Raw genomic sequence first — 26,322 nt, forward strand, 5'->3', positions numbered from 1 at the left:
CCCTTGCTTCCCCCACCCGGACGACGCGGCGACACGGCACGGTGCGGTGACACATACGCGGCGTCGGCGGAGCTCATCCGCCTGCGTCGAGCATGCTGACGATACGCCGGAGCTCACGTGCCCCGCGCGGCGACAGCGCCCCCATCACCGTGTCGAGGAGCTCCCGCGCCTCCAGCGGGTCGCCGCAGCAGTCCCAGTGGGAGTTGCCGAGCTCGTCGTCGCGCCACAGCGCGCCCAGGGGCTGCCGCGTGTGCCGCTTCCAGCTGCGCACGGCCGCGCCGACGTCGCCGGGCGTGAGGTAGTTGCGGCTCAGCTCCAGGCGGGCGATCTCGGCGAGCGTGCGAGAGGAGACGCCGTCGATGACGGTGTTTGCGCGGTGCGGCCGACGGTCGTGCGGCCGGCCTCTGCGGAGGTGCCCTGCGCGGTTACGCGGCATGGACCTTTCGGTTGGTCGTCATGCCGCACATGGTGCCATGCGTACGGGCGTTCGTCCCGAGGATTTCGTCCGGAGGACTCCCCCGCACCGATGACTTGCCCGGTGTGCGGCAGTCTCACAGTCGTACATCCGGATCGGACCAAGGAGCGAAGCAGTGCGCATCGTCATCAGCGAGTTCATGAGCCTGGACGGGGTCGTGCAGGCGCCCGGAGGGCCCGAGGAGGACACCGAGGGCGGCTTCACACAGGGCGGCTGGACACACCCGTACTTCGACGAGGTGGTGGGCGGCGCGTTCGACTCCGCGCTGCGCGACGCCGACGCACTGCTCTTCGGCCGGCGTACGTGGCAGAACATGGCAGCGGCGTGGCCCGAGCGGGCGGGCGACCCCTTCGCCGACCGGATGAACTCCATCCCGAAGTACGTCGTTTCCAGCACCCTCGGCGACGACAAGCTGACCTGGTCCCACAGCACGCGCATCCCCGGCGACGGGGCCGCCGCCCGCATCCGGGAGCTGCGGGCGGCCGAGGGCCGCGACCTGCTGGTCATGGGCAGCCCCACGCTCGCCCGCACTCTTCTGCACGAGGGACTGGCCGACGAGCTCCGCCTCATGATCATGCCGGTGGTCGTCGGAGGCGGTAAGACGATCTTCCCCGGTGACGGCGCCCTGCGCCCGCTGGAACTGGTGTCCACGGCGATCAGCGGCACGGGCGTACATGTCTGCACCTACCGGGCCGCCGACCAGGCGTAGGGGGTGTCCGCGCGCTCGGCGGCCCGACTGCTGAGAGGCTGCCGCCATGGCCTCTCTGCCCCGTTTCGCCCCCATGCTCGCCACCCCGGGCCGCCTGCCGCCCGCCGCCACCGACGAGCAGTGGGCGTACGAGGTGAAGCAGGACGGCCAGCGCGCCATGGCCTATCTGCCGGGAGACGGCTCGCTCCGGCTGCTGGCCAGGTCCGGGGCCGACATCACCCCCGCGTATCCGGATCTGGCGGCGCTCGGTCCCGCGCTCGGCGGCGTCCCTGCGGTGCTGGACGGCGAGATCGTCGCGCTGGACGACCAGGGGCGCAGCGACTTCGAGCGGCTGCAGTCGCGGATGGGACTCTCCGGTTCACCCGGGAAGGCAGCCCGCGCGGCGCAGCGGGTGCCGGCCCACCTGGTGCTGTTCGACGCGGTGTTCCTGCGCGGCCGGAGCCTGGCGCCCCTGCCGTACACCGAGCGCCGCGCCGCGCTGGAGGAGCTCGGGCTGAACGGGCCGCGCTGGTCGACGCCCGCGGTGGTCGTGGGGCACGGCGAGGAGGCCCTGACCATGACGCGCGAGGCGGGCCTGGAGGGCGTGATCGCGAAGCGGCTGAGCTCGGTGTACGAGCCCGGGGTCCGCGCCCGTACGTGGATCAAGATCCGCCATGCCCGCACGGTGGACGTCGTCGTCGGCGGCTGGGTGCCCGGACGCGGCCGGCTGGGCGGACTGCCGGGTGCGCTGCTGGTCGGCGAGCGGCATCCGGACGGCCTGCGCTACGCGGGCAGTGTCGGCACGGGGTGGAGCGACGCCGAGCGGACCAGGCTCGCGGACCTGCTCCGCGTCGCCGCGGTCGACACCTGCCCCTTCGACGAGACGCCACCGGTCGCCGGGGCCCACTGGGTGCTGCCCCGGCTGGTCGGCGAGGTGCGGTACTCGACGCGTACGAAGGCGGGACGGCTGCGGCAGCCGTCCTGGCACCGGCTGCGGCCTGACCTGGCACCGGACGACCTCGAATGACGGAGGGGGACACACGCCGCCCTCGCCCCCTGGCCCTGCCCGCTGGCCCGGCCCGGCGCACGCGCCCGCTGCCTCCGCCCGGTGCACACGGCCCGGGGGCCACGGCTGGTGCACGCAGGCCGGGGGCACGGCTCAGGAGGCGGCCCGCTTCTTCGCCGCCGCAGTCTTCTTCGAGGCCGTCTTCTTCCCTGCCGTCTTCTTCGCGGCGGTCTTCCTCCCCGCCGTCTTCTTCGCGCCCTGCTCCGTCGCCGGGGCGGTCTTCTTCCGGGTGCGGGGCTTGCCGCCCGGTGTCATCTCGTGCACGGTCGCGTCCTCGCCCCGCGTCTCCTTGGCCGCCTTCACCGACGCGTTCAGGGCGGCCATCAGGTCCATGACCTTGCCCGGTTCCTCCTCCTCTTCCCCCTCAGCCGCCGGAGGGGCCTTGCCCTCGGACTTGGCCGCGAGCAGCTCCTCCAGGGCCTCCCGGTAGCGGTCGCGGAAGCCGGAGATGTCGTCCAGGGCCATGCTGTCGGTGAGCTGCACGGCGCGGTCGATCTCGTCCTCGTCCAGCTCCGTCTCCCGGGGTGCGAGGGATTCCGGGCTGCGGATCTCGTCGGGCCAGCGCATCGAGTGCAGCACGATCGCGTCCTCCCGCACCCTCAGCAGTCCCAGCCGCTCCCGGTTGTGCCAGGCGAACTTCGCCACGGCGACCTTGTCGCTGCGCTCCAGCGCCTTACGCAGCAGGGCGTAGGGCTTGGCCGCGACCTGGCCGTCGACCGCCAGGTAGTAGCTGTCGCTGATCCGCACGGGGTCGATGCTGTCGGCCTCGACGAACGCGACGATCTCGATGGCCTTCGCCGTCGGCAGCGGCATCCGGTCGAGCTCCTCGTCCGTGACGGGCACGGTCCGGTCCTTGGCGACCTCGTACCCCTTGCCGATCTCGTCCTGAGAAAGGACCTTGCCGTCGAGCTCGCACACCTTGCGGGTGCGGATCCGGCCCATGTCCTCCTGGTGGTACTGGTGGAAGGAGATCGAGTGGTTCTCCGTCGCGGAGACCACCTTGATGGGGATCGTGACCAGCCCGAAGCTGATCGCTCCTGTCCACAGGGGGCGCGGCATCCGGTACCTCCAGCACCCCCCGGGCGGCTTGGGCCGGGAGGCGGACCGGAGCGCCTGGAAGGGAGAACCTGGCCCGAGAGGGCCTTGGCGCGGCCGGACCACCGCCCGTAACCCGATCCTCGCGCCCCTGCCCCAGGACCGCATGTGGATCACCGGGGGCCGGGCCGGTCACCCGCGCCGGGGCGCCGGAACAGCGGGGTCACCAGGCCGCGGGGCCGGCCTCGTCGAAGAGGCCGCCGTACGCGACGCCGGCGCAGCGCCCATCCACCGCGGTGACCCCGGATACGGATCCCACCTCGACCGCGACGGCGACGGGGTGGGCTGCGAGTAGCTCCAACCTCCCCGCCACCACCTCAGCAGCCGCCTCCGGCCTTACCGGAGGCGGCTGCTCTTTTCCAATCTGCTTCAAGCACGCTATAAATGAGCAAATTCGAGCATCAATCGCCTGGGTTCACGCAACCCGCATCCTCGAAGGAAGCCCATGCCGCTCATATCCACCGGCGAGATCGCTCACGGCGCCCGGGCCGACGCCACCGGCGTCGGGGCCTTCAACGTCGTGCAGATCGAACACGCGCAGGCCATCGCGAGCGGAGCGGAAGCCGCCGGACTTCCGGTGATCCTCCAGATCAGCGAGAACACCGCCCGCTACCACGGCGGCCTCGAACCCATCGGGCTCGCCTCCCTCGCCGTCGCGCGGACGGCGCGCGTGCCGGTCGCCGTGCACCTCGACCACGCCGAGTCGGCGGAGCTGGTGCGTGAGGCCGTCCGACTCGGTTTCACCTCCGTCATGTTCGACGCGTCGGTGCTCCCGTATGCCGACAACGTCGAGGCCACCCGCGAGATCACCGCCTACTGCCACAGCCATGGCGTCTGGGTGGAGGCGGAGCTCGGCGAGATCGGGGGCAAGGACGGGGCGCACGCCCCCGGCGTGCGTACCGATCCGGACGAGGCGCGGGCGTTCGTGGAGGCCACGGGCGTCGACGCGCTCGCGGTGGCCGTCGGCAGTTCGCACGCGATGCTGACCCGCGACGCCGTTCTGGACTTCGCGCTGATCTCCCGGCTGCGTGACGCGGTGGGTGTCCCCCTCGTCCTGCACGGTTCCTCGGGGGTCGGGGACACCGGGCTCGCGGCGGCGGTCGGTGCCGGCATGACGAAGGTCAACATCTCCACGCACCTGAACAAGCTGTTCACCCGGGCCGTCCGCGCCCATCTGGACGCCCACGCCGAGGTCGCCGACCCTCGCGCGTATCTCGGCCCGGCCCGTGACGCGGTCGCCGCCGAGGTGGCGCGTCTGCTGGCAGTGCTGGCGCGGCCCGGACGGTAGCGGGGGCGCCCGGACGGAAGCGGGGGCCGGACGGAAGCGGGCGCGCCCCCTCACCCGCGACAGGCCGTAGGAACCAAGGCAGTTCGCCACCCTCAGACGGTGTCGACCTTCCCGGTGAACTCCAGAAGGGCCGCCGCGAGCGCTTCGGGCGCCTCCTGTGCGATGAGGTGGCCGACCCCCTCGATGCGCACCGCGGTGACCTCGCCGGCGGCCACCTGACGGAAGGTCGCCTCGGTCATCCCGCCGTGGCCGGCACGCTCAACGGTGAGTACCGGCACGGCGATCGGCCGCGACTCGGCCAGCGCCCTGGTCGCGCCCCTGTCGGAGAAGAGGCCCCCGTAAAGGCCCTCCGTACCCCGCCAGGCGTTCGGGCGGGCGTAGCTCCGGACGAACTCGTCGATGTCGCTCTCACCGATGGATCCCTCCGTCCCGTTCATCAGCGGGAAGGCCCAGCCGGCCAGGAGTTCGCGCTCATGGCCGGGAAGGAGCATTCCGGGGATGCCCGGAGCGCCGAGGAAGCCGACATGCCAGGAGCCGCGGTTGTTCACATCGGCGAGAGCCTCGAACCCGAAGCCGGCCAGGGACGTTTCGACCCCGGTGAAGCTGAGGACGTCATCGGGGCGCGTCGCCGCGAAGCGGAAGCCCGTGCCGCCGCTGATGTCCTGGACGAGGACGTGAACGGGGCCCGCGCCGATGTGCTCGACGAGGTGGTGCAGGTCCTCGGCCGTGACCGCCTCGCCGTACTCGGTGTCGGCGTTGCCTGAGTCGCCGAAGCCGCGGAGGTCGAGGGCGAAGACCCGGTGGGTCCGCGCGAGCAGCGGAATCAGCTTGCGGAACGCCCACCAGGTCTCCGGCCAGCCGTGCACCAGCAGGATCGGAGAGCCGTGGGTGCCGGCCGAGACGTAGTGCAGTCGCGTTCCGTTGATGTCGGCGAGGTGATGCGTGACGCCGGGAAGGGTCGCACCGGGGGGCGTGATCGTGGGCATGGGAAGCTCCCGAAATAGGCAACTTGGTTGCCAACCAAGGTAGGCAACCTGGTTGCCATTGTCAAAGGGTGTCTTGGGTCCTCTTATGCTGGCCGCATGTCCAGATCAGGCGCCGATCTCGCCCTGCTCCTGCTCGCCGGCTTCCGCACCCTGGCCGATCGCGCCGCCGCCGAGCTCGCCGAGCGCGGGTACGAGGACGTACGGCCGGTGCACGACTTCGCCCTCCACTCGATCCTGTCCGGCGCCGACAGCGCCTCCGAGCTCGCCCGCAGGATGTCGGTGACGAGACAAGCGGCCGCGAAGACGATCGCGACCCTTGAGGAACGCGGTTACGTGGCGCGCCGGTCCGACCCGGCCGACCGCCGGCGGACGCGGCTCCAGGTCACCGAGCGCGGACTCGCACTGCTGCGGGAGGGCGAGACGGTCTTCGACGAGCTGCGTGAGCAGTGGGAGAAGCAGGTGGGTGCGGCGTCGGTCTCAGCACTCGAGGAGACACTCAGGCCGCTCGTCGGGGACAGCACCATCCGGCTCGACTCACCGGGCTGGATCGCGCGCGACCCGGACGCGCCGTAGGCCCACGCGGCCGGGACCGTAAGGTTTGCGGGGAGCGGGAAACGAGGAGGACCAGGTGGCGGCGCACACACGATGGACCAGGCTGCTGGAGATCCTCAGCGACCAGGGCCATCTCGACGTACTCGACGCCGCCGAGCGGCTCGGCTGTTCCGCCGCCACCGTACGCCGCGACCTCGACGAGCTCGCCCGGCAGAATCTGCTGACCCGCACCCGGGGCGGCGCGGTGGTGAGCACCGTCGCCTACGACCTGCCGCTGCGCTACAAGGCGGCCCGCAGGGCGGACGAGAAGCAGCGCATCGCGCAGGCGGCGGCCGAGCTGATCCCCACGGGCTCCACCGTCGGGCTCAACGGCGGCACGACGACCTCCGAGGTGGCCAGGGAGCTGGCTCTGCGGCCGGAGCCGTCGGGCGGGGGCGTGGCGCTGACCGTGGTGACCAACGCGATCAACATCGCGAACGAGCTGGCGGTCCGCCCCCAGGTGAAGATCGTCGTCACCGGCGGGGTGGCCAGGCCGAATTCGTACGAACTCGTCGGCCCCCTGCTCGACACGGTCCTGCGCGGCCTCGCGCTGGACTGCACGATCCTCGGGGTCGACGCCGTGCACGCCCGCTTCGGCGCGGCCACGCACGACGAGTCCGAGGCCGGCGCCAACCGCGCCCTCGCCGAGTGCGCGGGCACGGTGATCGTGGTCGCCGACTCCTCCAAGCTGGGGCGCCGGGCCTTCGCGCAGGTCTGCGAGACCGGCGCGGTGTCGGTCCTGGTCACGGACCGGGACGCCCCGGATGACGTCGTCGAGGAGTTCACCGGCCTGGGCGTCGAGGTCCTGCGGGTCTGATCCGGAGCGCGTCAGCCTTCCACCAGACGCTGCAACGCCGGGGCGTACAGGTCAGCGAGCCGCTCGGCCGTCGCACGGGAGCCCGCACCCTCGCGGTGGAGGCTCAGGGTGGCGCCGAGGCCGATGAGGTGGCCCGCGATCAGCTCGGCGCGCAGGGCGCGTTCCCGGCCGGGGAGCCGGGTCGTCAGGCGCGCGGTGACCTGTTCGCGGAAGCGGTCACGGAGCAGGGAGCGTTCGTCGTGGTTGCCGAGGGAGAAGACGACCCTCAGGAACGGGTCGCCCCGCTGCTCCCTGCGCCGGCGTACGAGCGTCAGCACCATATGGCGGCCGAGCTCGTCGAGCGGGGCGTCGAAGAGCTCATCGGCGGCCGGCCCGAAGTCGGCGACCGTGTTGAAGAGCTGCTCCTTGCGGCCGAAGTGCTTCACCACGAGGGAGGCGCTGACGCCCGCGTCGGCCGCGATGCCCCGGATCGTCACCTCCGCGTACGGGCGCAGGGAGAACGCCCGGCGGGCGGCGAGCAGGATCGCGTCCTTGCCCGTGGCCGCCGCATCGGCGGCGGTGGCGGCCACTTCGGGGTCAGCGGCTGCGGTGACTCGGGCGGTCATGCGCCTCCCTGGATCGGCATCGCCCGCGTACGGCCGCTGCTCCGGCTTTTCCTCCCGACCGTACCCTCGGCCGCGCCGCCGCCCGGAAGGCACAGCGTCACCGCGAGAGCCAGCAGCGCCGCGCCCGCGGCTATCAGGAAGACCAGCTGGTAGGCCCCGAGCGTGGGCGCGGGGCGCCCGGCCGCCAGGAACGTCATGTTGGCGAGTACGGCGGCCACCGTGGCACTGCAGAACGCCTGTCCGACGGATCGCATCAGTGTGTTCAGGCCGTTGGCAGCGCCCGTCTCACTCACCGGGACACCTCTCATCACCAGCGCCGGCAGCGCGGAGTAGGCGATCGCGGTACCGGCCGCGACGACCGTGGCGCCCGCGATGATCGTCCAGAGGGTGTGACTGGTGAAGTACCGCACCACATAGCCGATGGCGATGATCACGGCGGCCAGCGCCAGGCTGGTCTTCGGACCGTGCTTGGCGGAGATCCGGGCGGACACGGGCGACAGCGCCACCATCGCCACACCGCTGGGCAGCAGGCACAGTCCGCTGACGATGAGCGAGGCGCCGAGCCCGTAGCCCGTGGCCTTCGGCTCCTGCACCATCTGCCCGGTGACCAGGGAGTTGGCGTAGAACGCGAAGCCGATCAGCAGCGCGGCGATATTGGTCAGCAGCACGGCGGGGCGCGCCGAGACCCGCAGGTCGACCATGGGGGTGCGCACCCGGAGTTCGTACGCCCCCCAGACCAGCCCGATCACGACGGCGGCGGCGAACAGGCCGAGCGTGCGCGCCGACGTCCACCCCCAGCCGCCGCCCTGGGTGACGGCCAGCAGCAGACAGACCAGGGCGCCGGTCAGCCCGAGCGCGCCGAGCGCGTCGAACCGGCCGCGGGAGCGGAACGGCGACTCCGGCACCCAACGGAACACCAGGACGATGTCGAGCAGGCCGATGACGGCGGAGACCCAGAACATGGCGTGCCACTCGAAGTTCTCGATGACCACCGCGGCGACGGGCAGCCCCACGGCGGCGCCGATGCCCAGCGTCGAGCTCATCAGGGCCACGGCCGACAGCACCCGCTCGGGCGGGAGCTCGTCGCGCAGGATGCTGATGCCCAGCGGTACGACGGCGATGGCCGCCCCCTGAAGGGCACGCCCGGCGATCAGTACGCCGATGTGGGAGCTGACCGCGCACAGCACGGACCCGACGACGAGGACGCCCAGCGAGGCGACGAGCACCCGGCGCTTGCCGTACATGTCGCCGACCCGGCCGAGCACCGGGGTGAACACCGCGCCGGTGAGCAGGGTCACGGTGACCAGCCAGCTCGCGGCCGCGGGGGTGGCGCCGGTGAGCTCCGGTATGTGCGGGAGCAGCGGGACCACGATCGTCTGCATGATCGCGACCACGACGCCGCAGAAGGCCAGGACGCCGACGGCGAAGCGAGGGTGGTCCGCGGCGGCGGGCGCGGATGCGGTCATCGGGTCTCCGTACGCAGAGGGGTGCACAAGCGTTCACCCCCCAGGGTAAACGCTTGTGCACCCCTCCGGTGGTGCGAGGCTCAAGTCCGGCCTGACCAGGCACCCCACCGTCATTTGCATATACATACAATCGAGTGCATACTCTTCCTATGTCTAAGGTTCTCACCTCCCTGCCCACCGGCGAGCGCGTCGGCATCGCTTTCTCGGGCGGCCTCGACACCTCCGTCGCGGTCGCGTGGATGCGCGACAAGGGTGCCGTCCCGTGCACCTACACCGCCGACATCGGCCAGTACGACGAGCCCGACATCGCGTCGGTGCCCGGCCGCGCGAAGGCCTACGGCGCCGAGATCGCGCGCCTGGTCGACTGCCGGGCGGCACTGGTCGAGGAGGGCCTGGCCGCGCTGGCCTGCGGCGCGTTCCACATCCGCTCGGGCGGCCGTGCGTACTTCAACACCACGCCGCTCGGCCGCGCCGTCACGGGCACCCTGCTGGTCCGGGCGATGCTCGAGGACAACGTGCAGATCTGGGGCGACGGCTCCACCTTCAAGGGCAACGACATCGAGCGGTTCTACCGCTACGGCCTCCTCGCCAACCCCCACCTGCGCATCTACAAGCCGTGGCTCGACGCCGACTTCGTCACCGAGCTGGGCGGCCGCAAGGAGATGTCGGAGTGGCTGGTCGCCCACGGCCTGCCCTACCGCGACAGCACCGAGAAGGCGTACTCCACCGACGCCAACATCTGGGGCGCCACCCACGAGGCGAAGACGCTGGAGCACCTCGACACGGGCGTGGAGACCGTCGACCCGATCATGGGAGTCCGGTTCTGGGACCCCTCGGTCGAGATCGCCACCGAGGACGTCACCATCGGCTTCGACCAGGGCCGCCCGGTGACGATCAACGGCAAGACGTTCGCCACCCCGGTCGACCTGGTGATGGAGGCCAACGCGGTCGGAGGCCGGCACGGCCTCGGCATGTCGGACCAGATCGAGAACCGCATCATCGAGGCGAAGAGCCGCGGCATCTACGAGGCGCCGGGGCTGGCACTCCTGCACGCCGCCTACGAGCGCCTCGTCAACGCCATCCACAACGAGGACACCCTCGCGCACTACCACAACGAGGGCCGGCGCCTCGGCCGGCTGATGTACGAGGGCCGCTGGCTCGACCCGCAGGCACTGATGGTCCGCGAGTCGCTCCAGCGCTGGGTCGGCTCGGCCGTCACCGGCGAGGTCACGCTGCGGCTGCGGCGCGGTGAGGACTACTCGATCCTGAACACCACGGGCCCCGCCTTCAGCTACCACCCGGACAAGCTGTCGATGGAGCGCACCGAGGACTCGGCGTTCGGCCCCGTGGACCGCATCGGCCAGCTCACCATGCGCAACCTCGACATCGCGGACTCGCGCGCCAGGCTCGAACAGTTCGCGGGCCTCGGCCTCGTCGGCACCACCCAGCCCTCGCTGATCGGCGCCGCGCAGGCGGCGGCGACCGGGCTGATCGGCGCCATGCCCGAGGGCGGCGCCCAGGCCATCGCCTCGCGCGGCGAGGTCTCCGCCGACGACGAGCTGCTGGACCGCGCCGCGATGGAGTCCGGCACCGACTGACGGGCCGACCAGCCGCCCGGCCGACCGGCTGACGGGTCGGCCGGCTGACGGGTCGACCGGCTGACGGGTCGGCCGGCGGGGCCCCTTATCCTCGGGTTCACGGCGGATACGCCGGCGGACACGCAGGAAGCGAAGGTGGCGGCAATGGCGAAGATCCCGGCAGCGGCAGTGGCGGCGGGCGGACTCGTCGGCGGGTACGGAATCGCCCGCTGGACCAGGAAGCGCCCGCTGGGCGGCGTCGCACTCGCCGCCGCCGGGTCGGTGGCGGCGTACGAATGGAACCGGCAGGCCGGGGCCCGCGCGGCCACCGGACTGACCGTCGCCTATGTCGCGGCCTTCGCCGGCTCGCACCCGCTGGCCAAGAAGGTCGGCGCCTGGCCCGCGGTGTTCACCGTGGCGGGCGGCGTCGCAGCCGCCTCGTGGGCGGTCACCCGGATGAGCGCCCGCTGAACGACGCGTGCAGAAAGTCCGGCCCGGGGGATTGAACACCGGGGCCGCGCGGGTGCGTACTGAAGTGCAACTCCCCGCGTGACCCGGGGGCGTGCCCGTGGAGAAGGACGGGCACGTCTCCGGTCAGCCTCCCAGCGCGTGTGACACGGAGAAGATCGCCAGGCCCGCCAGCGCACCCACCACGGTGCCGTTGATCCGGATGAACTGAAGGTCACGGCCGATGTGCGCCTCGATCTTCTTCGACGTCTGGTCCGCGTCCCAGCCGGCCACCGTGTCGCTGATCAGCGAGGTGATCTCCGTGCGGTACGTCGTGACGACATACGCCGCCGCGTCCTCCAGCCAGCCCTCCAGCTTCGCCTGGAGCCGCTCGTCCGTGGACAGCCTGGCGCCCAGGGACATCAGCGAGGCCCTGGCCCGCATCCGCAGCTCGCTCCGCTCGTCCTCGGCCGCCGCGATGATCATCGCGCGGACCGAGGACCAGGCGGAGGCGATGACGTCCTGGACCTCACCGCGCCCCAGGATCTCCGACTTCAGCCGCTCCACCCTGGCACGGGTGTCCGTGTCCGACTGGAGGTCGGCTGCGAAGTCCGTCAGGAACGTGTCGATCGAACCGCGCGCCGGATGGTCCGGCATGTCCCGCATCTCCGTGATGAAGCGCAGCAGCTCCTTGTAGACCCGCTCCCCCACCCGCTTGTCGACGAACCGCGGCGTCCAGCCGGGCGCCCCGCCCTGCACCGCGTCCATCACGGACTCACCGTGCAGGACCAGCCAGTCGTGCGCCCGTACGCAGACGAGGTCGACGACCCTGCGGTGTCCGCCGTCCGAAACGATCTTGTCCAGCATCTTGCCTATCCCCGGGCCCACTTCCGCCGCGTCGGCCCGCCGGGTGATGGCCTCCCCGACGACCGCCTGCACATCGGAGTCCCGCAGCACCTTCAGCGCACCGCGCAGCGCGGTGGCCAGCTCGGCGGTGACCCGGTCCGCGTGTTCCGGGTCCGCCAGCCACGTACCGAGCCGCGAACCGACACCCAGAGCGTGAATTCGGTCACGAACGACGTCCCCGGAGAGAAAATTCTCGCCCACGAAGGAACCGAGTGACGTCCCCAACTGGTCCTTCTTGGTGGGGATGATGGCGGTGTGGGGAATGGGGAGACCGAGCGGGCGCCGGAAGAGCGCCGTGACGGCGAACCAGTCCGCCAGCGCACCGACCATCCCCGCCTCGGCAGCCGCTGCGACGTAGCCCGGCCAGCCGCCCACACCCGAGTTCTTCGCCCAGGTGGCGAGGACGTACACGAGCGCGACGAGCAGGAGCAGACCTGTGGCGGTGGTCTTCATACGGCGCACACCGCGCTGTTTCTCCTCATCGGCGGCGGTGTACGCGAACCCGCCAAGCCCCGGCCCGGCCCCCGGCTCCTGGGGCCCTGATGCCGTTGCCTGTCCCGCGTCCTGTTCCATCCGCTCCACCTGTCCCCGTACGCATCACTCCGTGCCGTACACATTGTCCCTGCCTCACCTACTCCCGGGCCGCACATCGAGTTCCCCGGTGGGTGCCTCATCATGAGAGCGACCCGAACACCGCGACGCACACCGCGACGAACGCCGCAAGGAGACTCACCACCGATGCCCAGGCGCCAGGGGTATGCCCTGCTCATCGCCCTCGTAGCAGGCACCGCCGCGCTCTGCGCCGCCATCGCGTTCGGGACGTCCCTGATCGCCGAGCAGCCGCAGGCGCCGCTCGGCGGGTCCAGGCCTCACGCGGCGGCCCGCAACCCCGCCGCGGCGGCCAACTCCACCGACGCCTGGGTCGCCACCTGGACCGCTGCACCCGTCAGCGCGGAGCCGGATGCCGGACAGGGCTACCCCGGCAGCACCGTCCGTAACGTCGTGCACACCAGCGTCGGCGGGGACGCCGCCCGCATCACCCTGTCCAACCTCTTCGGCTCCGTACCGCTCGTCATCGACCAGGCCACCGTCAACACCCGCCCGGTCACCTTCGGCGGCCGGCCCACCGTCACCGTCGCCGCGGGACTCCAGGTCGTCAGCGACCCGGTCGTGGTGCCCGTCGTCCCCGACGCCGACCTGGAGGTGGCCTTCCGCACCCCGGGGGCCACCGGAGCCGTCACCCAGCACCCCGGCACCCACCAGACCTCCTACCTGGCCGACGACCGGGGCACCTGGAGCACCACCCGGTGGCGCTACCTGACGGCCGTCGACGTACGCAACGAGGCCTCACCCGGCGCGATCGTCGTGATCGGCGACTCCCTCACGGCGGGCAGCGGCTCCACGACCGACGCCAACACCCGCTGGACGGACGTGCTCTCCGACCGGCTGCGGCACACCTACGGGATAGCCAACCAGGGCATAGCGGGCAACCGCCTGCTGCTCGACAGCCCCCTCACCGTGAGCGGCGTGAAGAACTTCGGCGGCCGGAGCGCCACCCACCGCTTCGAGCGCGACGTCCTGACCGTCGCCGGGGCGAAGACCGTGATCATCGCGCTCGGCATCAACGACGTGCAGCAGTCCCCCCAGGAGCCCGACCCCCGGCGCATCACGGCCGGGCTGCGTGCCCTCACCGAGCGCGCGCACGAGAAGGGACTGCGGGTCGTCGGAGCGACGCTGACGCCGTTCCAGGGCTACGCCACCTGGACACCCGAACGCAACGACGTGCGGCTGGCGGTCAACAAGGAGATCCGCTCCGGCCGGGTCTTCGACGGGTTCATCGACTTCGACCGGGCCGTACGCGACCCCTACGCGCCCAACCGGATCCTGCCCGAGTACGACTCGGGCGACCGGCTGCACTTCAACGACGCCGGCTACCGCGTGCTGGGCCGGACCATCGACCTCGGCGCGGTGGACGGCTCCCCCAAGGCCGACGCCTTCTGACCCACCGCACGCACGGCCGGACCGGCACGGCGGGCAGGACGCATGCCCCCGCTCAGCCGAGCTCCTTGCGCCCGTCCCCCGTGTCCGGCTTCCGCAGCCGCAGCCGCTCCTCCTGCTGCTCCCGCAGCCGCCGCTTCTCCGCCTTGCTCCGCTTCCGCTCCACACCGACCCCGCCCATCAGCGCGAACCCGGTGACCTTCACCCGCGGGGAGCCCGGAGCGGGCTCCGGCTCGTCGTCGAGCTTGGAGTGCTCACCGAAACCACCCATGATGCCGAGACCGCTGACCTGGACATCGAGGTCCGGCGGCACCGTCACCTGCATACCGCCCATGATCGTGAAGCAGCGGATCACGACCTCGCGCTCCGCGAAGTGGGCCTCGCGCAGATCGATCTCGCCACCGCCCCACATCGCGAACGCGGTGAACCTCGACGCCACCGTCCAGCGGCCCTTGCGGCTGAAGCCGCCCCAGAAGGCGAACGCACCCGACGAGGTGGCCTCGCCCCCGATCCGCGCCGGCCAGTTCGCGGACGCCCCCTTCCGCGGGGCCACCGCACCGGTCACCGGCCGGGCGGCCTCACCGGGCGCCGGAAGATCCCGTACGAGCGGCACCAACTCCCCGTGGGTGCGCGCCTTGTATGTCGCATCGAGCCGCTGCTCGAACTCGTCCATCTCCAACCGGCCCTCGGCCACGGCCTCCCGCAGGGTCTCCGCGACCCGCTCACGTTCCGCGTCGGAGGCACGCATGTCCGGGCTTTCACTTGTCATACCGGCACCCTATAGAGCAACACCGGGACCGGCCCAGGGCCTCGCCTAGGCAACAGAATCCGACGCGTACATCTTCGCGATCACGGACTCGATGTCCGGCTCCCGCACCGACAGGTCCACCAACGGATAGTCCGCCGCGACCCGCGCCACCAGCGGCGCCGCCGACGCCGCCGCCGGGAACGCCAGCCACTGCCGGGGCCCCTCCACCTTCACCACCCGCACCGAGGGCTCCGAGCCCAGCTCGATCGGCGGCAGCTCACGCTCCAGGTCCACGACGAGCGTGCGTTCGCTCTCCCCCACCTCGTGCAGACCGGAGAGATCGCCGTCGTACACCAGCCGGCCGTGGTCGATCACCATCACCCGTTTGCACAGCTGCTCGATGTCGGTCAGATCGTGCGTGGTGAGCAGCACCGTCGTGGACCGCTCGGCGTTCAGGTCCCGCAGGAACTCCCGCACCTTCGCCTTGGAGATCACATCGAGCCCGATCGTCGGCTCGTCCAGATACAGCACCTCGGGGTCGTGCAGCAGCGCCGCCGCGATGTCACCCCGCATCCGCTGCCCCAGCGACAGCTGACGCACCGGCACGTCCAACAGCGCTCCCAGGTCCAGGAGTTCGACGCAGCGGTCCAGATTCTCCCGGTAGCGGCGGTCGGGGATCCGGTACATCCGGTGCATCAACCGGTACGAGTCCCGCAACGGCAGGTCCCACCACAGCGTCGTCCGCTGCCCGAACACCACACCGATCCGGTGCGCCAGCTTCGTACGCTCCCGGGAAGGGTCGATGCCCGCGACCCGCAGCCGGCCACCGCTCGGGGTGAGAATGCCCGTCAGCATCTTGATCGTCGTCGACTTGCCCGCCCCGTTCGGGCCGATGTAGCCGACCATCTCGCCGCGCGGCACCCGGAAGCTGATGCCGTCCACCGCGCGCACCTCCCGCCGCTCACGGCGCAGCAGGCCCGTCCTCCGGCGCACGTCGAAGACCTTCTCGACGCCGTCGAGCTCGATGAAGTCCATCCCGTCCACGCCCACTCCTCAGTTTCCCGTACTGCGGTAAGCCCGCAGCCCCGTCCGCCACGCCAGCCCCGCGAGCACCCAGCAGCCCACGGCCACCACCGGCGGCAGGAACGCCACCCACCGGGGCAGATCGACCGGATAGTCCCGGTCCAGCAGATACAGGGCCGGCAGCCAGCTCACGAAAGCCAGCGGCACCACGAACGTCACCCCGCGCACCAGGTCCTTCGCGAAGATCCCCGGCGGGTACTGCAACAACGTCGTCCCCCCGTACGTGAACGCGCTCTGCACCTCCGACGCGTCCTGGGCGTAGAACTGGAACGCCGCGCCCACCACGAACACCGCCCCGAAGATGGCCGCCCCGCTCAGCACCATCATCGGCAGCATCAGCACCTTGACCGGAGTCCACGCGATGTCCACCGTCGTCAGCGCGTAGCCCAGGACCAGCACGCCCTGCGTGATCCGCCCGAGCCTGCGGAGCGCGAACCGGTCCGCCGCCACCTGCGCCAGGACCGGGACGGGCCGCACCAGCAGCGTGTCCAGCGTCCCGTCGCGCACCCGCCGTCCCAGCCGGTCCATCGAACCCAGCACCAGATCGGTCAGCCCGAACGCGACCGTCGACGTCCCGTACAGCAACGCGACCTCCGGCAGGGTGAACCCGCCGAGCGCGTCGACGTGCGAGAACATCAGCATGATCGTGACGAAGTCGAACCCCGTCGCCACGAAGTTCCCGACGGCCGTCATCACGAACGACGCGCGGTACGCCATCGTCGAGCGCAGCCACATCGCCACGATCAGCCCGTACGCCCGCACCCCCTCGACCAGCCGCGACCGCTCGGCGAACACGATCGCCTGCGGCTCCCGCGTCCGCCCTGTCCGGACCTCAGCCACCCTGGACCACCACCCTCCTGGTCGCCACCGACTGCAGCAGCCGGCCCGCGAGCAGCAGCACCACCGCCCAGCCGGCCTGGAACGCGTACGCCTGAAGCAGCTCCCAGCCCTCATACCTGCCGAGGAACACATCGGCGGGCACCTGGAGCAGCGACGACCACGGCAGGGCCCGCGCCACCTGCCCCAGCAGCCCGGGGAAGAGCGTCAGCGGCAGCAGCATCCCGGAGAAGAACAGCCCGGCCAGCCAGGCGATCTGCATCGCCCCCGCCCCGTCCAGCAGCCAGAAGGCCGACAGCGACACCAGGAAGCGCACCGCGAAACTCACCACGACCCCGAGCCCCACCGACACCAGGAACGCCAGCCATCGCCAGGGTGAACCCGGCATCGCCAGATCGAAGGCGAGGCCCCCCAGCACCATCGGCACGATCCCACGCCCCAGCAGATGGAACGCGGCCCGGCCCAGGTCCCCGGCCAGCCACCACAGCTGCAGGTCCACGGGCCGGTACAGGTCGACCGCGATGTCACCCGTACGGATGCGCTCCATCAGCTCGTCCTCGAAGCCGCCGCCCATCATCGCGCAGGTCATCAGCAGGGCCTGACCCAGCCACACATAGGTCAGCGCCTGCGACATGTCGTAGCCGCCGAGCTGCGGACGCTCGTCCCACAGGGCTATGTAGGTGTAGGCCAGGATGAATCCGAAGACGGTGTTGGTGAACACCCCCGCGAGCGTCGCCATCCGGTAGGTGGCATACCGCCGGAACCCACCGGCCGCCACCACGGCATAGAGCCGCACCTCGCTCCCCCTTTTCCGCCAAAGCGCACGACTCTAATCGACCGCGTTCCGCCGCCGCGACCCCATTTCCGTGGAGGGATCCGAGGGTTATCCGCCCGAAAAGTGCACTATAGGAAAATCATCCGCAGTCGAGGAGCCTCCACAGCCATGAGCGACGAGACACCGCAGCACGACGGAGCCCCTGCTCAGCCCAGCTCCGAGGGCTGGGCCCCCCGAGACGCCTCGGCCGCGGCCCCCGCCTCCGAACCCGGTCACCCGAACAGCGCAGAAAACGCCAAGGGGCGCAAAAAACGCCCCAAGCGGCCCAAGCGCACCGGCTGGCGCCGAGCCGTCCCCACCTGGCGCATGTCCCTCGGCGGCATGCTCCTCTTCGCCCTGCTCCTCGTCGGCGGATTCATCGCCGGCTACCAGATCGTCGACATCCCCGCGGCCAACGCCACCGCGACCGCCCAGTCCAACGTCTATCTGTACGAGGACGGGACCGTCATCGCCCGCGACGGCGAGATCAACCGCGAGAACATCCCCCTCAGCCGCATCCCCCGCACCATCCAGCACGCCGTACTCGCCGCCGAGGACCGGGACTTCTACTCCGAGGACGCCATCGACATCAAGGCGACCCTCCGCGCCGGCTGGAACACCGCCACCGGCAAGGGACGGCAGGGCGGCTCCACCATCACCCAGCAGTACGTCAAGAACTACTACCTCGGCCAGGAGCAGACCGTCGTCCGCAAGGCCAAGGAATTCTTCATCTCCATCAAGCTCGACCGCGAGCAGAGCAAGGACGAGATCCTTGAGGGCTACCTCAACACCAGCTACTTCGGCCGCAACGCCTACGGCATCCAGGCCGCCTCGCACGCCTACTACGACAAGGACGTCGACGACCTGGACGCCGGTGAGGGCGCCTATCTCGCCTCCCTGCTCAACGCCCCCAGCTCCTACGACGTCGTCGCCCACCCCGAGAACAAGAAGGCCGTCCTCGCCCGCTGGAACTACGTACTCGACGGCATGGTCGCCCACCACTGGCTCAGCGACACCGACCGCGACACCATGACCTTCCCCGTCCCCGGCAAGGCCAAGCCCGCCACCGCACTCTCCGGCCAGCGCGGCTACATCGTCCAGGCCGTCGACTCCTACCTCGCCGCCAACAAGATCCTCGACGAGAAGACCCTCTCCACCGGCGGCTACCGCATCACCACCACACTCCAGAAGAAGAAGCAGGACGCGCTCGTCGAAGCCGTCAAGGACAACGTCATGTCCAAGACCAGCGACGACCGCGACGCCGACCGCAACGTCCGCGCCGGCGGCGCCTCCGTCGACCCCGCCACCGGCCACGTCGTCGCCCTCTACGGCGGGATCGACTACACGAAGCAGTACGTCAACAACGCCACCCGCCGCGACTACCAGGTCGGATCCACCTTCAAGCCGTTCGTGCTCGCCGCCGCCCTGGCCAACGGGTCCACCACCCAGAAGGACAAGGCGATCACCCCCAACACCCGCTACGACGGCACCAACAAACGCACCGTCCAGAGCGCCACAGGATCCACCGGCTACGCCCCCGCCAACGAGGACGACGTCGACTACAAGTCCATCACCGTCCGCGAAGCCACCGACAAGTCCGTCAACGCCGTCTACGCACAGATGGCCCAGGACGTCGGCCCCCAGGAGGTCAAGGACACCGCGGTCGCCCTCGGCATCCCCCAGGACACCCCGGACCTCACCGCCACCCCCTCCATCGCGCTCGGCCCCGCCACCGCCAGCGTCGTCGACATGGCATCGGCCTACGCCACCCTCGCCGACCACGGCAGACAGCGCCCCCACAGCCTCGTGTCCAAGATCAGCAAGAACGCCGAGGAGCTCGACCTCCCCACCAGGAACACCCACCGGGCCATCAGCCGCGAGGCCGCCGACACCACCACCTCCGTCCTGCGCAGCGTCGTCGACGGCGGCACCGGTACCGCGGCGAAGGCCGCGGGCCGCCCGGCGGCGGGCAAGACAGGCACCGCGGAGGAGGACCAGGCCGCCTGGTTCGCCGGCTACACCCCCGACCTCGCCACCGTCATCGCCGTCATGGGCCAGGACCCGAAGACCGGCATGCACAAGCCCCTGTACGGCGCACTGGGCCTGGCCCGTACGAACGGCGGCGGCGCGCCCGCCGAGACCTGGGCCGCCTACACCAGGGCCGCACTCCAGGGCAGCAAGGTGCAGGACTTCGACCTGGAGGCCGACGAAGGCCCCGAGGAGCCCGACCCGGAGGGGAGCGACGAGCCCGAGGACACCGAGCGGGCCGGAGGCACCAAGTCGCCGAGGGACGGCGGAGCCGGCAAGAAGCCCGGCACCGGCGATTCCAGCAGGAAGCCGGACGGCAACCGCTCCCGCGCGCCGGAAGTCCCCTCCGAGGCCTCACCCGCCGCGGGGGCACCCCGCACCGCCACCCCCGCCGCGTCCTCGCACGGCCCGGCCGCCGCCGCGCCCTCGCACACCCCGGCCGCCCGCGAAACCGCGGACGGACGCCCGCTCGACCGACGCGACACGGACGCCAGGGACAGCACGGGCGGCACGGTGCGCTGACCGATCGCATACGGCCCGGCCCGATTGGTCAAAGCTTTGCCCGTGGCTGGATCCTTGCCTGTCCCCGCGCCCCCCGGAGCCCACTCCCGGGCGGGGGTGGGCCCCGCGTGGGCATGTGTTCGCAAAGGACCGCACCGTGTGCGTCCGAAAATCGCGGGCCGCTCTCCCCCTGCGTGTCACGGCCTGGTTGACCCGGGCCGCGCCATGTCACAGGCTCATGACATAGGTGCTGGATACAACTGGTTCTGTTCCGGCCCGCCTGCCCGCCCTGCCCCGGCACTCACGCCGGGAGCGACGGTCCGGGGGCCGGACGGCGACCGGAAGCAGGAGGAATACCGGATGTGCGGCATCACCGGCTGGATCTCCTTCGACCGTGACCTGCGGGCCTCGGCCGAGACACTCGACGCGATGACAGAGACGATGTCCTGCCGCGGCCCGGACGACCGCGGAACCTGGATCAGCGGACCCGCCGGACTCGGCCACCGCAGGCTGGCCATCATCGACCTGCCGGGCGGACAGCAGCCCATGACCGTCGACACCCCTCAGGGTGCCGTGGCCATGGTCTACTCCGGCGAGACGTACAACTACACCGAACTCCGGCAGGAACTCGCACGACGAGGCCACCGGTTCCGCACCGACTCCGACACGGAGGTCGTGCTGCGCGGCTACGTGGAATGGGGCGAGGCCGTCGCCGAACGCCTCAACGGCATGTACGCCTTCGCCGTCTGGGACGCCCGTCACGACAAGCTCGTGATGATCCGCGACCGCATGGGCATCAAGCCCTTCTACTACTACGAGACACCCGACGGAGTCGTCTTCGGGTCCGAACCCAAGGCCATACTCGCCAACCCCCTCGCCAAACCCCGCGTCACCCTCGACGGCCTCCGCGAACTGTTCACTTTCGTGAAGACTCCCGGCCATGCGGTGTGGGACGGCATGCACGAGGTCGAACCCGGCACCGTCGTCACCGTCGACCGCGGCGGTCTGCGCCGCCACGTGTACTGGCAGTTGGAGACCCGGCCGCACACGGACGACCGCGAAACCACCATCGCCACCGTCCGCTCACTCCTCGACGACATCGTGCGCCGCCAGCTCGTCTCGGACGTACCCCGCTGCACCCTGCTCTCGGGAGGACTCGACTCCTCCGCGATGACCGCACTGGCCGCCCGTCAGCTCGGCGAAACCGGCGAGACCGTCCGCAGCTTCGCCGTCGACTTCGTCGGACAGACCGAGAACTTCCTCGCCGACGAACTCCGCGGCACCCCGGACACACCCTTCGTCCATGACGTGGCACGCACAGCCGGCACCGACCACCGCGACATAGTCCTCGACTCGAACTCCCTCGCCGACCCCGAAGTGCGCTCCAAGGTGATCCGCGCCCGCGACATCCCCGCGGGCTTCGGCGACATGGACGCCTCGCTCTACCTGCTCTTCAAGTCGATCCGCGAACAATCCACGGTCGCACTGTCGGGCGAGTCCGCCGACGAGGTCTTCGGCGGCTACCTCCAGTTCTTCGACGAGGAGGCCCGCAAGTCCCGGACCTTCCCCTGGCTGGCCCAGCTCAGCCGGCACTTCGGCGAGGACGCCGACGTACTCCGCCCGGACCTCACCACCGGCCTCGACCTCACCTCGTACGTCGCGGACAGCTACCGCGACGCGGTCTCCGGCATCCAACGGCTCGACGGCGAGAGCGACTTCGAGTACACGATGCGCAAGATCAGCCACCAGCACCTCACCCGCTTCGTGCGCGTACTGCTGGACCGCAAGGACCGGGCGAGCATGGCCGTCGGCCTCGAAGTGCGCGTGCCGTTCTGCGACCACCGGCTCGTCGAGTACGTCTACAACACGCCCTGGGCGCTGAAGTCCTTCGACGGCCGCGAGAAGAGCCTGCTGCGCGAAGCCACCGCCGACGTCCTGCCACGCTCGGTGTACGACAGGGTCAAGAGCCCCTACCCCTCCACCCAGGACCCCAAGTACGCCCTGGCGCTCCAGGACCACGCCAAGGACCTGCTGTCCCGGCCCTCGCACCGGGTCTTCGAGATCGTGGACCCCGCACGCGTCGAACAGGCCGCGAACCGGGACACCCCGCAGATCACCCAGGCGTCGCGACGCGGCCTGGAACGCACCCTGGACCTCGCCATCTGGCTCGACATGTACTCCCCCGAGCTGGTCCTGTCCTGACGGGCCCGCCCGGCCCGACCACGCCCGCCCGGGACAGCCCTCGATCCCTCAGTGCCCGGACGTAGCCTTCAGCCCCACCACGGCCACCAGCAGCAGACAGACGAAGAAGATGCGGGCGGCGGTCACCGGCTCGTGCAGCACCACCATGCCGAGGACCGCCGCCCCGGCCGCACCGATACCCACCCACACGCCGTACGCCGTACCGATCGGCAGCGTCTTCGCCGCCTGCGACAGCAGCATCATGCTGGCCACGATCCCCAGGCCGGTGAACACACTCGGCCACAAGCGGGTGAACCCCTCGGTGTACTTCATCCCGATCGACCAGCCCACTTCCAGCAGACCGGCGACGACCAGCAGAACCCACGCCATGACGGCACCTCCACGACGAAACACGCGAACAACACGGGTGCGTCGTCTTTGCGGAACCCGGTACGGCGCGTCTCGTCGGGGTCACACCAGCCTAGCAACGAACAGCCGAAAGGCCTGGTGACAACGGTCACCAGGCCCACTCACCCACACCTGCCCGCTGCCTACAGATACAGCCCGGTCGAATCCACCGACCCCTCGAACCGGTCCGCGGCCACCGCGTGCAGATCCCGCTCGCGCATCAGCACGTACCCCACACCCCGCACCTCGACCTCGGCACGGTCCTCGGGGTCGTACAGCACCCGGTCCCCCGGCTCCACGGTGCGCACGTTCTGCCCGACCGCGACCACCTCGGCCCACGCCAGGCGCCGGCCGACCGCCGCCGTCGCGGGAATCAGGATGCCGCCGCCCGAGCGCCTCTCGCCCTCGGGCGAATCGGACCGGACCAGCACACGGTCGTGCAGCATCCGGATCGGCAGCTTGTCGTCGGTGGTGCTCATACCGTTGTCGCTCACGCGCAGAAACCTACCTGCCCCGAGCCGCTCCCCACGCCCCAGGGCCGCCCGGAACCGGGCCTCAGCGCCTCTTGCGCCGCCCTGACCTGGAAGACCGCGAGGACCGCGAGGACACCGTCAGCAACGCCACCGCACCGGCCAGCACCAGCGCCGCCGGAATCACCCGCTCCAGCCGCGGCGAACCGTCCTCCGCCACGAACTGCGCCTTCACATCCGAAACCGAACGGTTCACCGCGACGAACGCGCGTCCGGCCGTCCGGTCCACCGTCGACGCGACCTTCGCCTTCGCGTCACCGATCATCGTCTTCGGGTGCACCCGCACCCCGATCTCGTCCAGCACCACCGCAAGCTGCTCACGCCTGCTGATGATGTCCGCCTCGATCTGCGCAGGGGTCCTGATATCCGACACTGCGCCGCCTCCGTGGTCGTCGTCGGGTAAGCCGTCATCGACAGTCTGTCAGCTCAGGCGCCCCCGCACCCGGCGGCACCCCCTATTACGCTCGGTGCCACACAGCCCGCGTGCCACTCGAGGAGAAACATGAGCGAGCGACTGCAGACCGGCGACACCGCCCCCGCCTTCACCCTTCCGGACGCCGACGGCAACGAGGTCTCGCTCGCGGACCACAAGGGCCGCAAGGTCATCGTCTACTTCTACCCCGCCGCGCTCACCCCCGGCTGCACCAAGCAGGCCTGCGACTTCACGGACAACCTGGACCTCCTCGCGGAAGCCGGGTACGACGTCATCGGCGTGTCGCCCGACAGGCCCGAGAAACTCGCGAAGTTCCGCGAGAAGGAGAACCTCAAGGTCACTCTGGTCGGCGACCCCTCCAAGGAGACCCTCGAGGCGTACGGCGCGTTCGGAGAGAAGAAGCTCTACGGCAAAGTGGTGACGGGAGTGATCCGTTCCACGATTGTGGTCGACGAAGAGGGCAAGGTGGAGAAGGCCCTCTACAACGTCAAGGCGACCGGCCACGTCGCCAAGATCATCAAGGACCTCGGCATCTGACCTCCGCTTCGTGGGGGTCTCGGCCGAAAAAGATGTGACCGAGATCGCATTCCTGTGCCGATTCGGTTTGCAACCGCCATGACTGCGCAGAAGCCCTTCCTGGAACACCGTTCGACACCACCGTTCGACGAAAGGAACCGGCTATGGCGGCCCCCGACCCCCACCAGGCGGCCGACCCTGATGCGGTCAAACGCCACCCCGCGCTCTTCCGCGCCATCCGGAAGCGCCAGAACCCCCGGCTCCGTCGGACCGACATCACCATCACCGACGACCAGGCGGTCAAGCGGGCGGTGAAGGCGGCGTCGCTCGGTAACGCCATGGAGTGGTTCGACTTCGGTATCTACTCCTACCTGGCCGTCACCATCGGGCATGTCTTCTTCCCCTCGGGAAACGACACCACCCAGCTCCTCTCGTCGTTCGCGACCTTCGCCGTGGCCTTCCTGGTCCGGCCGCTCGGCGGCATGTTCTTCGGCCCGATGGGTGACAAGATCGGCCGTAAGAAGGTCCTGGCCCTCACCATGATCCTCATGGCGGTCGGCACCTTCGCGATCGGACTCATCCCCTCCCACGGCACCATCGGCGTCTGGGCAGCGGTCCTGCTGATCTTCTTCCGGATGCTCCAGGGCTTCTCCACCGGCGGCGAGTACGGCGGCGCCTCGACCTTCATCGCCGAGTACGCCCCCGACAAGCGCCGCGGCTTCTTCGGCAGCTTCCTGGAATTCGGCACCCTGGCCGGCTACGTCGGCGCCGCCGGACTCGTCACCCTGCTGTACGCCCTCCTGGACACCGGCCAGATGGAGTCCTGGGGCTGGCGCATCCCGTTCCTCGTCGCGGGCCCGCTCGGCCTCGTAGGCCTCTACCTGCGACTGCGCCTGGACGAGACGCCCGCCTTCCAGAAGCTGGAGGGCGGCACGGCCCACGCCTCGGAGGCCGCCGACCACGTCGAGTCCACCGCCAAGGGCGACCTCGCCAAGATCTTCCGTCAGTACTGGCCGACGCTGATCCTCTGCATCGCCCTGGTCGGCGCGTACAACATCACCGACTACATGCTGCTGTCGTACATGCCGACGTACCTCTCGGACGAGCTCGGCTACAGCGAGACGCACGGGCTGCTCATCCTGCTCGCCGTCATGGTGTTCCTGATGCTGATCATCAGCCAGTTCGGCAAGCTCTCCGACCGCTTCGGCCGCAAGCCGATACTGATGACCGGCATGGTGGGCTTCCTCGTCCTCTCGCTCCCGGCCTTCCTCCTGATCCGCCAGGGCAGCATCCCGGCGATCACGATCGGCATGCTGATGCTGGGTCTCTCCCTGGTCTGCATGCTGGGCACGATGTCCGCCGCCCTCCCGGCGCTGTTCCCGACCAACGTCCGCTACGGCTCCCTGTCGGTCGGCTACAACCTCTCGGCCTCGATCTTCGGCGGCACGACCCCGCTGGTGATCACCGCCCTGATCAGCTGGAGCGGCACGAACCTCATGCCGGCGTACTACGCGATGGCGGCGGCCCTGGTCGGCGTGATCGCGGTGGCCTGCATGAAGGAGACCGCCAACCAGCCCCTGGCCGGCTCCCCGCCCTCGGTCGAGACGGAAGAAGAAGCCGCCGAACTGGTCCAGGCCCAGAGCCCGGACCCCAAGTTCTGACGCACCCCGCCCGAAGGGCCCGTACCGCCACAAAGCGGTACGGGCCCTTCCGCATCTCATCGCATGACGGACGTGACCATCCGATAAACGGTTCGTTGCTCCGTACGAGGCCGCGAACACGCGGCCGGATGCGGAGAGGCCATGGCGGTGAGGTACACCCGCGAGTTGCTCGAAGAGGCAGCGCGCGAGACGGCCAATTGCAACGACGCGGTGCGGTGGTGCGGCGGTACACCGACGCCGGGGAGCAGGAGCTACCTGCGGTCCAAAATGTCCGAGGCGGAGATCGACATCTCGCACTTCGTCGACACAAGGGTGCGCCACACTGAGGAGAGGCTGCGCGAGTTGGTCGATCGCTCCAAGAGCGTGGCGGAAGTTGTCCGCCGACTGGGCATCAATCCGGTTGGAGGTAACCAGGCGCACATCGGCCGCCGGCTAGCCACCCTCGGCATCGACACGTCGCACTTCTTGCGCGCCCCCCGAGGGCGGCCAAAGGGCACCTTGGGCAGCCTCCTGGCTCTGCGCACCCCGTCGGACGGCAGGATTTCGGGCGAGCGGCTAAGCCGGGCCCTGCTCCTAA

Annotated in this window: 25 protein-coding genes, 1 pseudogene and 1 riboswitch; of the genes and pseudogenes, 13 read left to right on the forward strand and 13 right to left on the reverse strand. The window is 70.4% G+C overall.

Annotated elements, in window-relative coordinates:
* Positions 1–73 precede the first annotated feature (73 nt).
* Positions 74–436, reverse strand: coding sequence for a hypothetical protein (locus AB0C75_RS01350; RefSeq protein WP_362885881.1), 363 nt, complete (start codon positions 434–436; stop codon positions 74–76).
* Between the two features lie 154 nt (positions 437–590).
* Between AB0C75_RS01350 and AB0C75_RS01355 the strand changes: the two genes are divergently transcribed.
* The gene (locus AB0C75_RS01355; RefSeq protein ID WP_362885883.1) at positions 591–1,184 is read left to right on the forward strand and encodes a dihydrofolate reductase family protein; all 594 of its coding nucleotides are present in this window, start codon (positions 591–593) and stop codon (positions 1,182–1,184) included.
* A gap of 46 nt (positions 1,185–1,230) precedes the next feature.
* On the forward strand, positions 1,231–2,190 hold the full coding sequence (ligD, locus tag AB0C75_RS01360; RefSeq protein ID WP_362885884.1) for a non-homologous end-joining DNA ligase: 960 nt from the start codon (positions 1,231–1,233) through the stop codon (positions 2,188–2,190).
* A 132-nt stretch (positions 2,191–2,322) separates the two neighbouring features.
* On the opposite strand, the gene AB0C75_RS01365 is transcribed toward ligD, so the two are convergent.
* Positions 2,323–3,288 (reverse strand): Ku protein, encoded by a 966-nt coding sequence (locus AB0C75_RS01365; protein WP_362885886.1) that lies wholly within the window; start codon positions 3,286–3,288, stop codon positions 2,323–2,325.
* Positions 3,289–3,523: 235 nt separating this feature from the next.
* On the opposite strand from AB0C75_RS01365, the pseudogene AB0C75_RS01370 reads away from it, so the two are divergent.
* Positions 3,524–3,619, forward strand: a pseudogene (locus AB0C75_RS01370) (excalibur calcium-binding domain-containing protein); the annotation flags it as partial.
* A 150-nt stretch (positions 3,620–3,769) separates the two neighbouring features.
* Positions 3,770–4,612: a class II fructose-bisphosphate aldolase gene (locus tag AB0C75_RS01375; RefSeq protein WP_362885887.1), complete on the forward strand. Its 843-nt coding sequence runs from the start codon at positions 3,770–3,772 to the stop codon at positions 4,610–4,612.
* A gap of 92 nt (positions 4,613–4,704) precedes the next feature.
* Here AB0C75_RS01375 and AB0C75_RS01380 read toward each other — a convergent pair whose 3' ends face one another.
* Positions 4,705–5,598, reverse strand: coding sequence for an alpha/beta hydrolase (locus tag AB0C75_RS01380; protein WP_362885888.1), 894 nt, complete (start codon positions 5,596–5,598; stop codon positions 4,705–4,707).
* 96 nt (positions 5,599–5,694) lie between these two features.
* Between AB0C75_RS01380 and AB0C75_RS01385 the strand changes: the two genes are divergently transcribed.
* A complete protein-coding gene (locus AB0C75_RS01385) occupies positions 5,695–6,171 on the forward strand; it encodes a MarR family transcriptional regulator (protein WP_362885890.1) in 477 nt (158 codons plus the stop codon).
* Between the two features lie 55 nt (positions 6,172–6,226).
* Positions 6,227–7,006 (forward strand): DeoR/GlpR family DNA-binding transcription regulator, encoded by a 780-nt coding sequence (locus tag AB0C75_RS01390; RefSeq protein WP_362885891.1) that lies wholly within the window; start codon positions 6,227–6,229, stop codon positions 7,004–7,006.
* An 11-nt stretch (positions 7,007–7,017) separates the two neighbouring features.
* Here the strand turns inward: AB0C75_RS01390 and AB0C75_RS01395 are convergent, their stop codons facing one another.
* Complete coding sequence (locus AB0C75_RS01395) at positions 7,018–7,611, reverse strand: TetR family transcriptional regulator (protein ID WP_362885893.1); 594 nt, start codon at positions 7,609–7,611, stop codon at positions 7,018–7,020.
* Positions 7,608–9,077 carry an MFS transporter gene (locus AB0C75_RS01400; protein ID WP_362885895.1) on the reverse strand — a complete coding sequence of 490 codons (1,470 nt, stop codon included), beginning with the start codon at positions 9,075–9,077 and terminating at the stop codon, positions 7,608–7,610. The genes AB0C75_RS01395 and AB0C75_RS01400 overlap by 4 nt, the downstream gene beginning before the upstream one ends.
* 149 nt (positions 9,078–9,226) lie before the next feature.
* Here AB0C75_RS01400 and argG point away from each other — a divergent pair, with 149 nt between their 5' ends.
* Together argG and AB0C75_RS01410 are read left to right on the forward strand one after the other, a co-directional pair.
* A complete protein-coding gene (gene argG, locus AB0C75_RS01405) occupies positions 9,227–10,675 on the forward strand; it encodes an argininosuccinate synthase (RefSeq protein WP_362885896.1) in 1,449 nt (482 codons plus the stop codon).
* 144 nt (positions 10,676–10,819) lie between these two features.
* Entirely contained in the window at positions 10,820–11,125 is a 306-nt protein-coding gene (locus tag AB0C75_RS01410) for a hypothetical protein (RefSeq protein ID WP_362885897.1), read from the forward strand.
* Between the two features lie 123 nt (positions 11,126–11,248).
* Here AB0C75_RS01410 and AB0C75_RS01415 read toward each other — a convergent pair whose 3' ends face one another.
* A complete protein-coding gene (locus tag AB0C75_RS01415; RefSeq protein ID WP_362885899.1) occupies positions 11,249–12,580 on the reverse strand; it encodes a DUF445 domain-containing protein in 1,332 nt (443 codons plus the stop codon).
* A 165-nt stretch (positions 12,581–12,745) separates the two neighbouring features.
* On the opposite strand from AB0C75_RS01415, the gene AB0C75_RS01420 reads away from it, so the two are divergent.
* On the forward strand, positions 12,746–14,008 hold the full coding sequence (locus AB0C75_RS01420) for an SGNH/GDSL hydrolase family protein (protein ID WP_362885901.1): 1,263 nt from the start codon (positions 12,746–12,748) through the stop codon (positions 14,006–14,008).
* 52 nt (positions 14,009–14,060) lie between these two features.
* On the opposite strand, the gene AB0C75_RS01425 is transcribed toward AB0C75_RS01420, so the two are convergent.
* The 4 genes from AB0C75_RS01425 to AB0C75_RS01440 all read right to left on the reverse strand — a co-directional run bounded on the left by AB0C75_RS01425 (position 14,061) and on the right by AB0C75_RS01440 (position 17,469).
* Positions 14,061–14,753 carry a DUF1707 domain-containing protein gene (locus AB0C75_RS01425; protein ID WP_362886154.1) on the reverse strand — a complete coding sequence of 231 codons (693 nt, stop codon included), beginning with the start codon at positions 14,751–14,753 and terminating at the stop codon, positions 14,061–14,063.
* Positions 14,754–14,819: 66 nt separating this feature from the next.
* Positions 14,820–15,788, reverse strand: coding sequence for an ATP-binding cassette domain-containing protein (locus AB0C75_RS01430; RefSeq protein WP_362886156.1), 969 nt, complete (start codon positions 15,786–15,788; stop codon positions 14,820–14,822).
* An 18-nt stretch (positions 15,789–15,806) separates the two neighbouring features.
* Positions 15,807–16,676 carry an ABC transporter permease gene (locus AB0C75_RS01435; RefSeq protein WP_362885902.1) on the reverse strand — a complete coding sequence of 290 codons (870 nt, stop codon included), beginning with the start codon at positions 16,674–16,676 and terminating at the stop codon, positions 15,807–15,809.
* A complete protein-coding gene (locus AB0C75_RS01440) occupies positions 16,669–17,469 on the reverse strand; it encodes an ABC-2 family transporter protein (protein WP_362885904.1) in 801 nt (266 codons plus the stop codon). The genes AB0C75_RS01435 and AB0C75_RS01440 overlap by 8 nt, the downstream gene beginning before the upstream one ends.
* Before the next feature lie 147 nt (positions 17,470–17,616).
* On the opposite strand from AB0C75_RS01440, the gene AB0C75_RS01445 reads away from it, so the two are divergent.
* The gene (locus tag AB0C75_RS01445) at positions 17,617–20,037 is read left to right on the forward strand and encodes a transglycosylase domain-containing protein (RefSeq protein ID WP_362885906.1); all 2,421 of its coding nucleotides are present in this window, start codon (positions 17,617–17,619) and stop codon (positions 20,035–20,037) included.
* Between the two features lie 339 nt (positions 20,038–20,376).
* Positions 20,377–22,218: an asparagine synthase (glutamine-hydrolyzing) gene (asnB, locus tag AB0C75_RS01450; RefSeq protein WP_362885908.1), complete on the forward strand. Its 1,842-nt coding sequence runs from the start codon at positions 20,377–20,379 to the stop codon at positions 22,216–22,218.
* 48 nt (positions 22,219–22,266) lie between these two features.
* Here the strand turns inward: asnB and AB0C75_RS01455 are convergent, their stop codons facing one another.
* The 3 genes from AB0C75_RS01455 to AB0C75_RS01465 form a co-directional block, all read right to left on the reverse strand.
* Positions 22,267–22,587 carry a multidrug efflux SMR transporter gene (locus AB0C75_RS01455; protein ID WP_104786197.1) on the reverse strand — a complete coding sequence of 107 codons (321 nt, stop codon included), beginning with the start codon at positions 22,585–22,587 and terminating at the stop codon, positions 22,267–22,269.
* Positions 22,588–22,623: 36 nt separating this feature from the next.
* A riboswitch (guanidine-III (ykkC-III) riboswitch) is annotated at positions 22,624–22,689 on the reverse strand.
* A 59-nt stretch (positions 22,690–22,748) separates the two neighbouring features.
* Positions 22,749–23,084, reverse strand: a complete 336-nt coding sequence (locus AB0C75_RS01460) for a co-chaperone GroES (RefSeq protein WP_362886158.1) — start codon at positions 23,082–23,084, stop codon at positions 22,749–22,751.
* Between the two features lie 76 nt (positions 23,085–23,160).
* Positions 23,161–23,508, reverse strand: a complete 348-nt coding sequence (locus AB0C75_RS01465) for a DUF3618 domain-containing protein (RefSeq protein WP_362885910.1) — start codon at positions 23,506–23,508, stop codon at positions 23,161–23,163.
* 129 nt (positions 23,509–23,637) lie between these two features.
* Here AB0C75_RS01465 and bcp point away from each other — a divergent pair, with 129 nt between their 5' ends.
* Entirely contained in the window at positions 23,638–24,105 is a 468-nt protein-coding gene (gene bcp / locus AB0C75_RS01470) for a thioredoxin-dependent thiol peroxidase (protein ID WP_362885911.1), read from the forward strand.
* 143 nt (positions 24,106–24,248) lie between these two features.
* Positions 24,249–25,745: a glycine betaine/L-proline transporter ProP gene (proP, locus tag AB0C75_RS01475; RefSeq protein WP_362885913.1), complete on the forward strand. Its 1,497-nt coding sequence runs from the start codon at positions 24,249–24,251 to the stop codon at positions 25,743–25,745.
* Positions 25,746–26,322: the final 577 nt, after the last annotated feature.

This window comes from Streptomyces sp. NPDC048565 (assembly GCF_040650935.1).
Classification (GTDB): domain Bacteria; phylum Actinomycetota; class Actinomycetes; order Streptomycetales; family Streptomycetaceae; genus Streptomyces.

Excerpts from the sequence above, each read along its gene's own strand:
- bcp (WP_362885911.1), top strand. The coding sequence starts at position 23,638 with ATGAGCGAGCGACTGCAGACCGGCGACACCGCCCCCGCCTTCACCCTT.
- AB0C75_RS01400 (WP_362885895.1), bottom strand. The coding sequence starts at position 9,077 with ATGACCGCATCCGCGCCCGCCGCCGCGGACCACCCTCGCTTCGCCGTC.
- AB0C75_RS01425 (WP_362886154.1), bottom strand. The coding sequence starts at position 14,753 with ATGCGTGCCTCCGACGCGGAACGTGAGCGGGTCGCGGAGACCCTGCGG.
- AB0C75_RS01365 (WP_362885886.1), bottom strand. The coding sequence starts at position 3,288 with ATGCCGCGCCCCCTGTGGACAGGAGCGATCAGCTTCGGGCTGGTCACG.
- AB0C75_RS01410 (WP_362885897.1), top strand. The coding sequence starts at position 10,820 with ATGGCGAAGATCCCGGCAGCGGCAGTGGCGGCGGGCGGACTCGTCGGC.
- AB0C75_RS01395 (WP_362885893.1), bottom strand. The coding sequence starts at position 7,611 with ATGACCGCCCGAGTCACCGCAGCCGCTGACCCCGAAGTGGCCGCCACC.
- asnB (WP_362885908.1), top strand. The coding sequence starts at position 20,377 with ATGTGCGGCATCACCGGCTGGATCTCCTTCGACCGTGACCTGCGGGCC.
- AB0C75_RS01455 (WP_104786197.1), bottom strand. The coding sequence starts at position 22,587 with ATGGCGTGGGTTCTGCTGGTCGTCGCCGGTCTGCTGGAAGTGGGCTGG.
- proP (WP_362885913.1), top strand. The coding sequence starts at position 24,249 with ATGGCGGCCCCCGACCCCCACCAGGCGGCCGACCCTGATGCGGTCAAA.
- AB0C75_RS01460 (WP_362886158.1), bottom strand. The coding sequence starts at position 23,084 with ATGAGCACCACCGACGACAAGCTGCCGATCCGGATGCTGCACGACCGT.
- AB0C75_RS01375 (WP_362885887.1), top strand. The coding sequence starts at position 3,770 with ATGCCGCTCATATCCACCGGCGAGATCGCTCACGGCGCCCGGGCCGAC.
- argG (WP_362885896.1), top strand. The coding sequence starts at position 9,227 with ATGTCTAAGGTTCTCACCTCCCTGCCCACCGGCGAGCGCGTCGGCATC.
- AB0C75_RS01445 (WP_362885906.1), top strand. The coding sequence starts at position 17,617 with ATGAGCGACGAGACACCGCAGCACGACGGAGCCCCTGCTCAGCCCAGC.
- AB0C75_RS01350 (WP_362885881.1), bottom strand. The coding sequence starts at position 436 with ATGCCGCGTAACCGCGCAGGGCACCTCCGCAGAGGCCGGCCGCACGAC.
- AB0C75_RS01380 (WP_362885888.1), bottom strand. The coding sequence starts at position 5,598 with ATGCCCACGATCACGCCCCCCGGTGCGACCCTTCCCGGCGTCACGCAT.
- AB0C75_RS01420 (WP_362885901.1), top strand. The coding sequence starts at position 12,746 with ATGCCCAGGCGCCAGGGGTATGCCCTGCTCATCGCCCTCGTAGCAGGC.
- AB0C75_RS01385 (WP_362885890.1), top strand. The coding sequence starts at position 5,695 with ATGTCCAGATCAGGCGCCGATCTCGCCCTGCTCCTGCTCGCCGGCTTC.
- AB0C75_RS01430 (WP_362886156.1), bottom strand. The coding sequence starts at position 15,788 with ATGGACTTCATCGAGCTCGACGGCGTCGAGAAGGTCTTCGACGTGCGC.
- AB0C75_RS01415 (WP_362885899.1), bottom strand. The coding sequence starts at position 12,580 with ATGGAACAGGACGCGGGACAGGCAACGGCATCAGGGCCCCAGGAGCCG.
- ligD (WP_362885884.1), top strand. The coding sequence starts at position 1,231 with ATGGCCTCTCTGCCCCGTTTCGCCCCCATGCTCGCCACCCCGGGCCGC.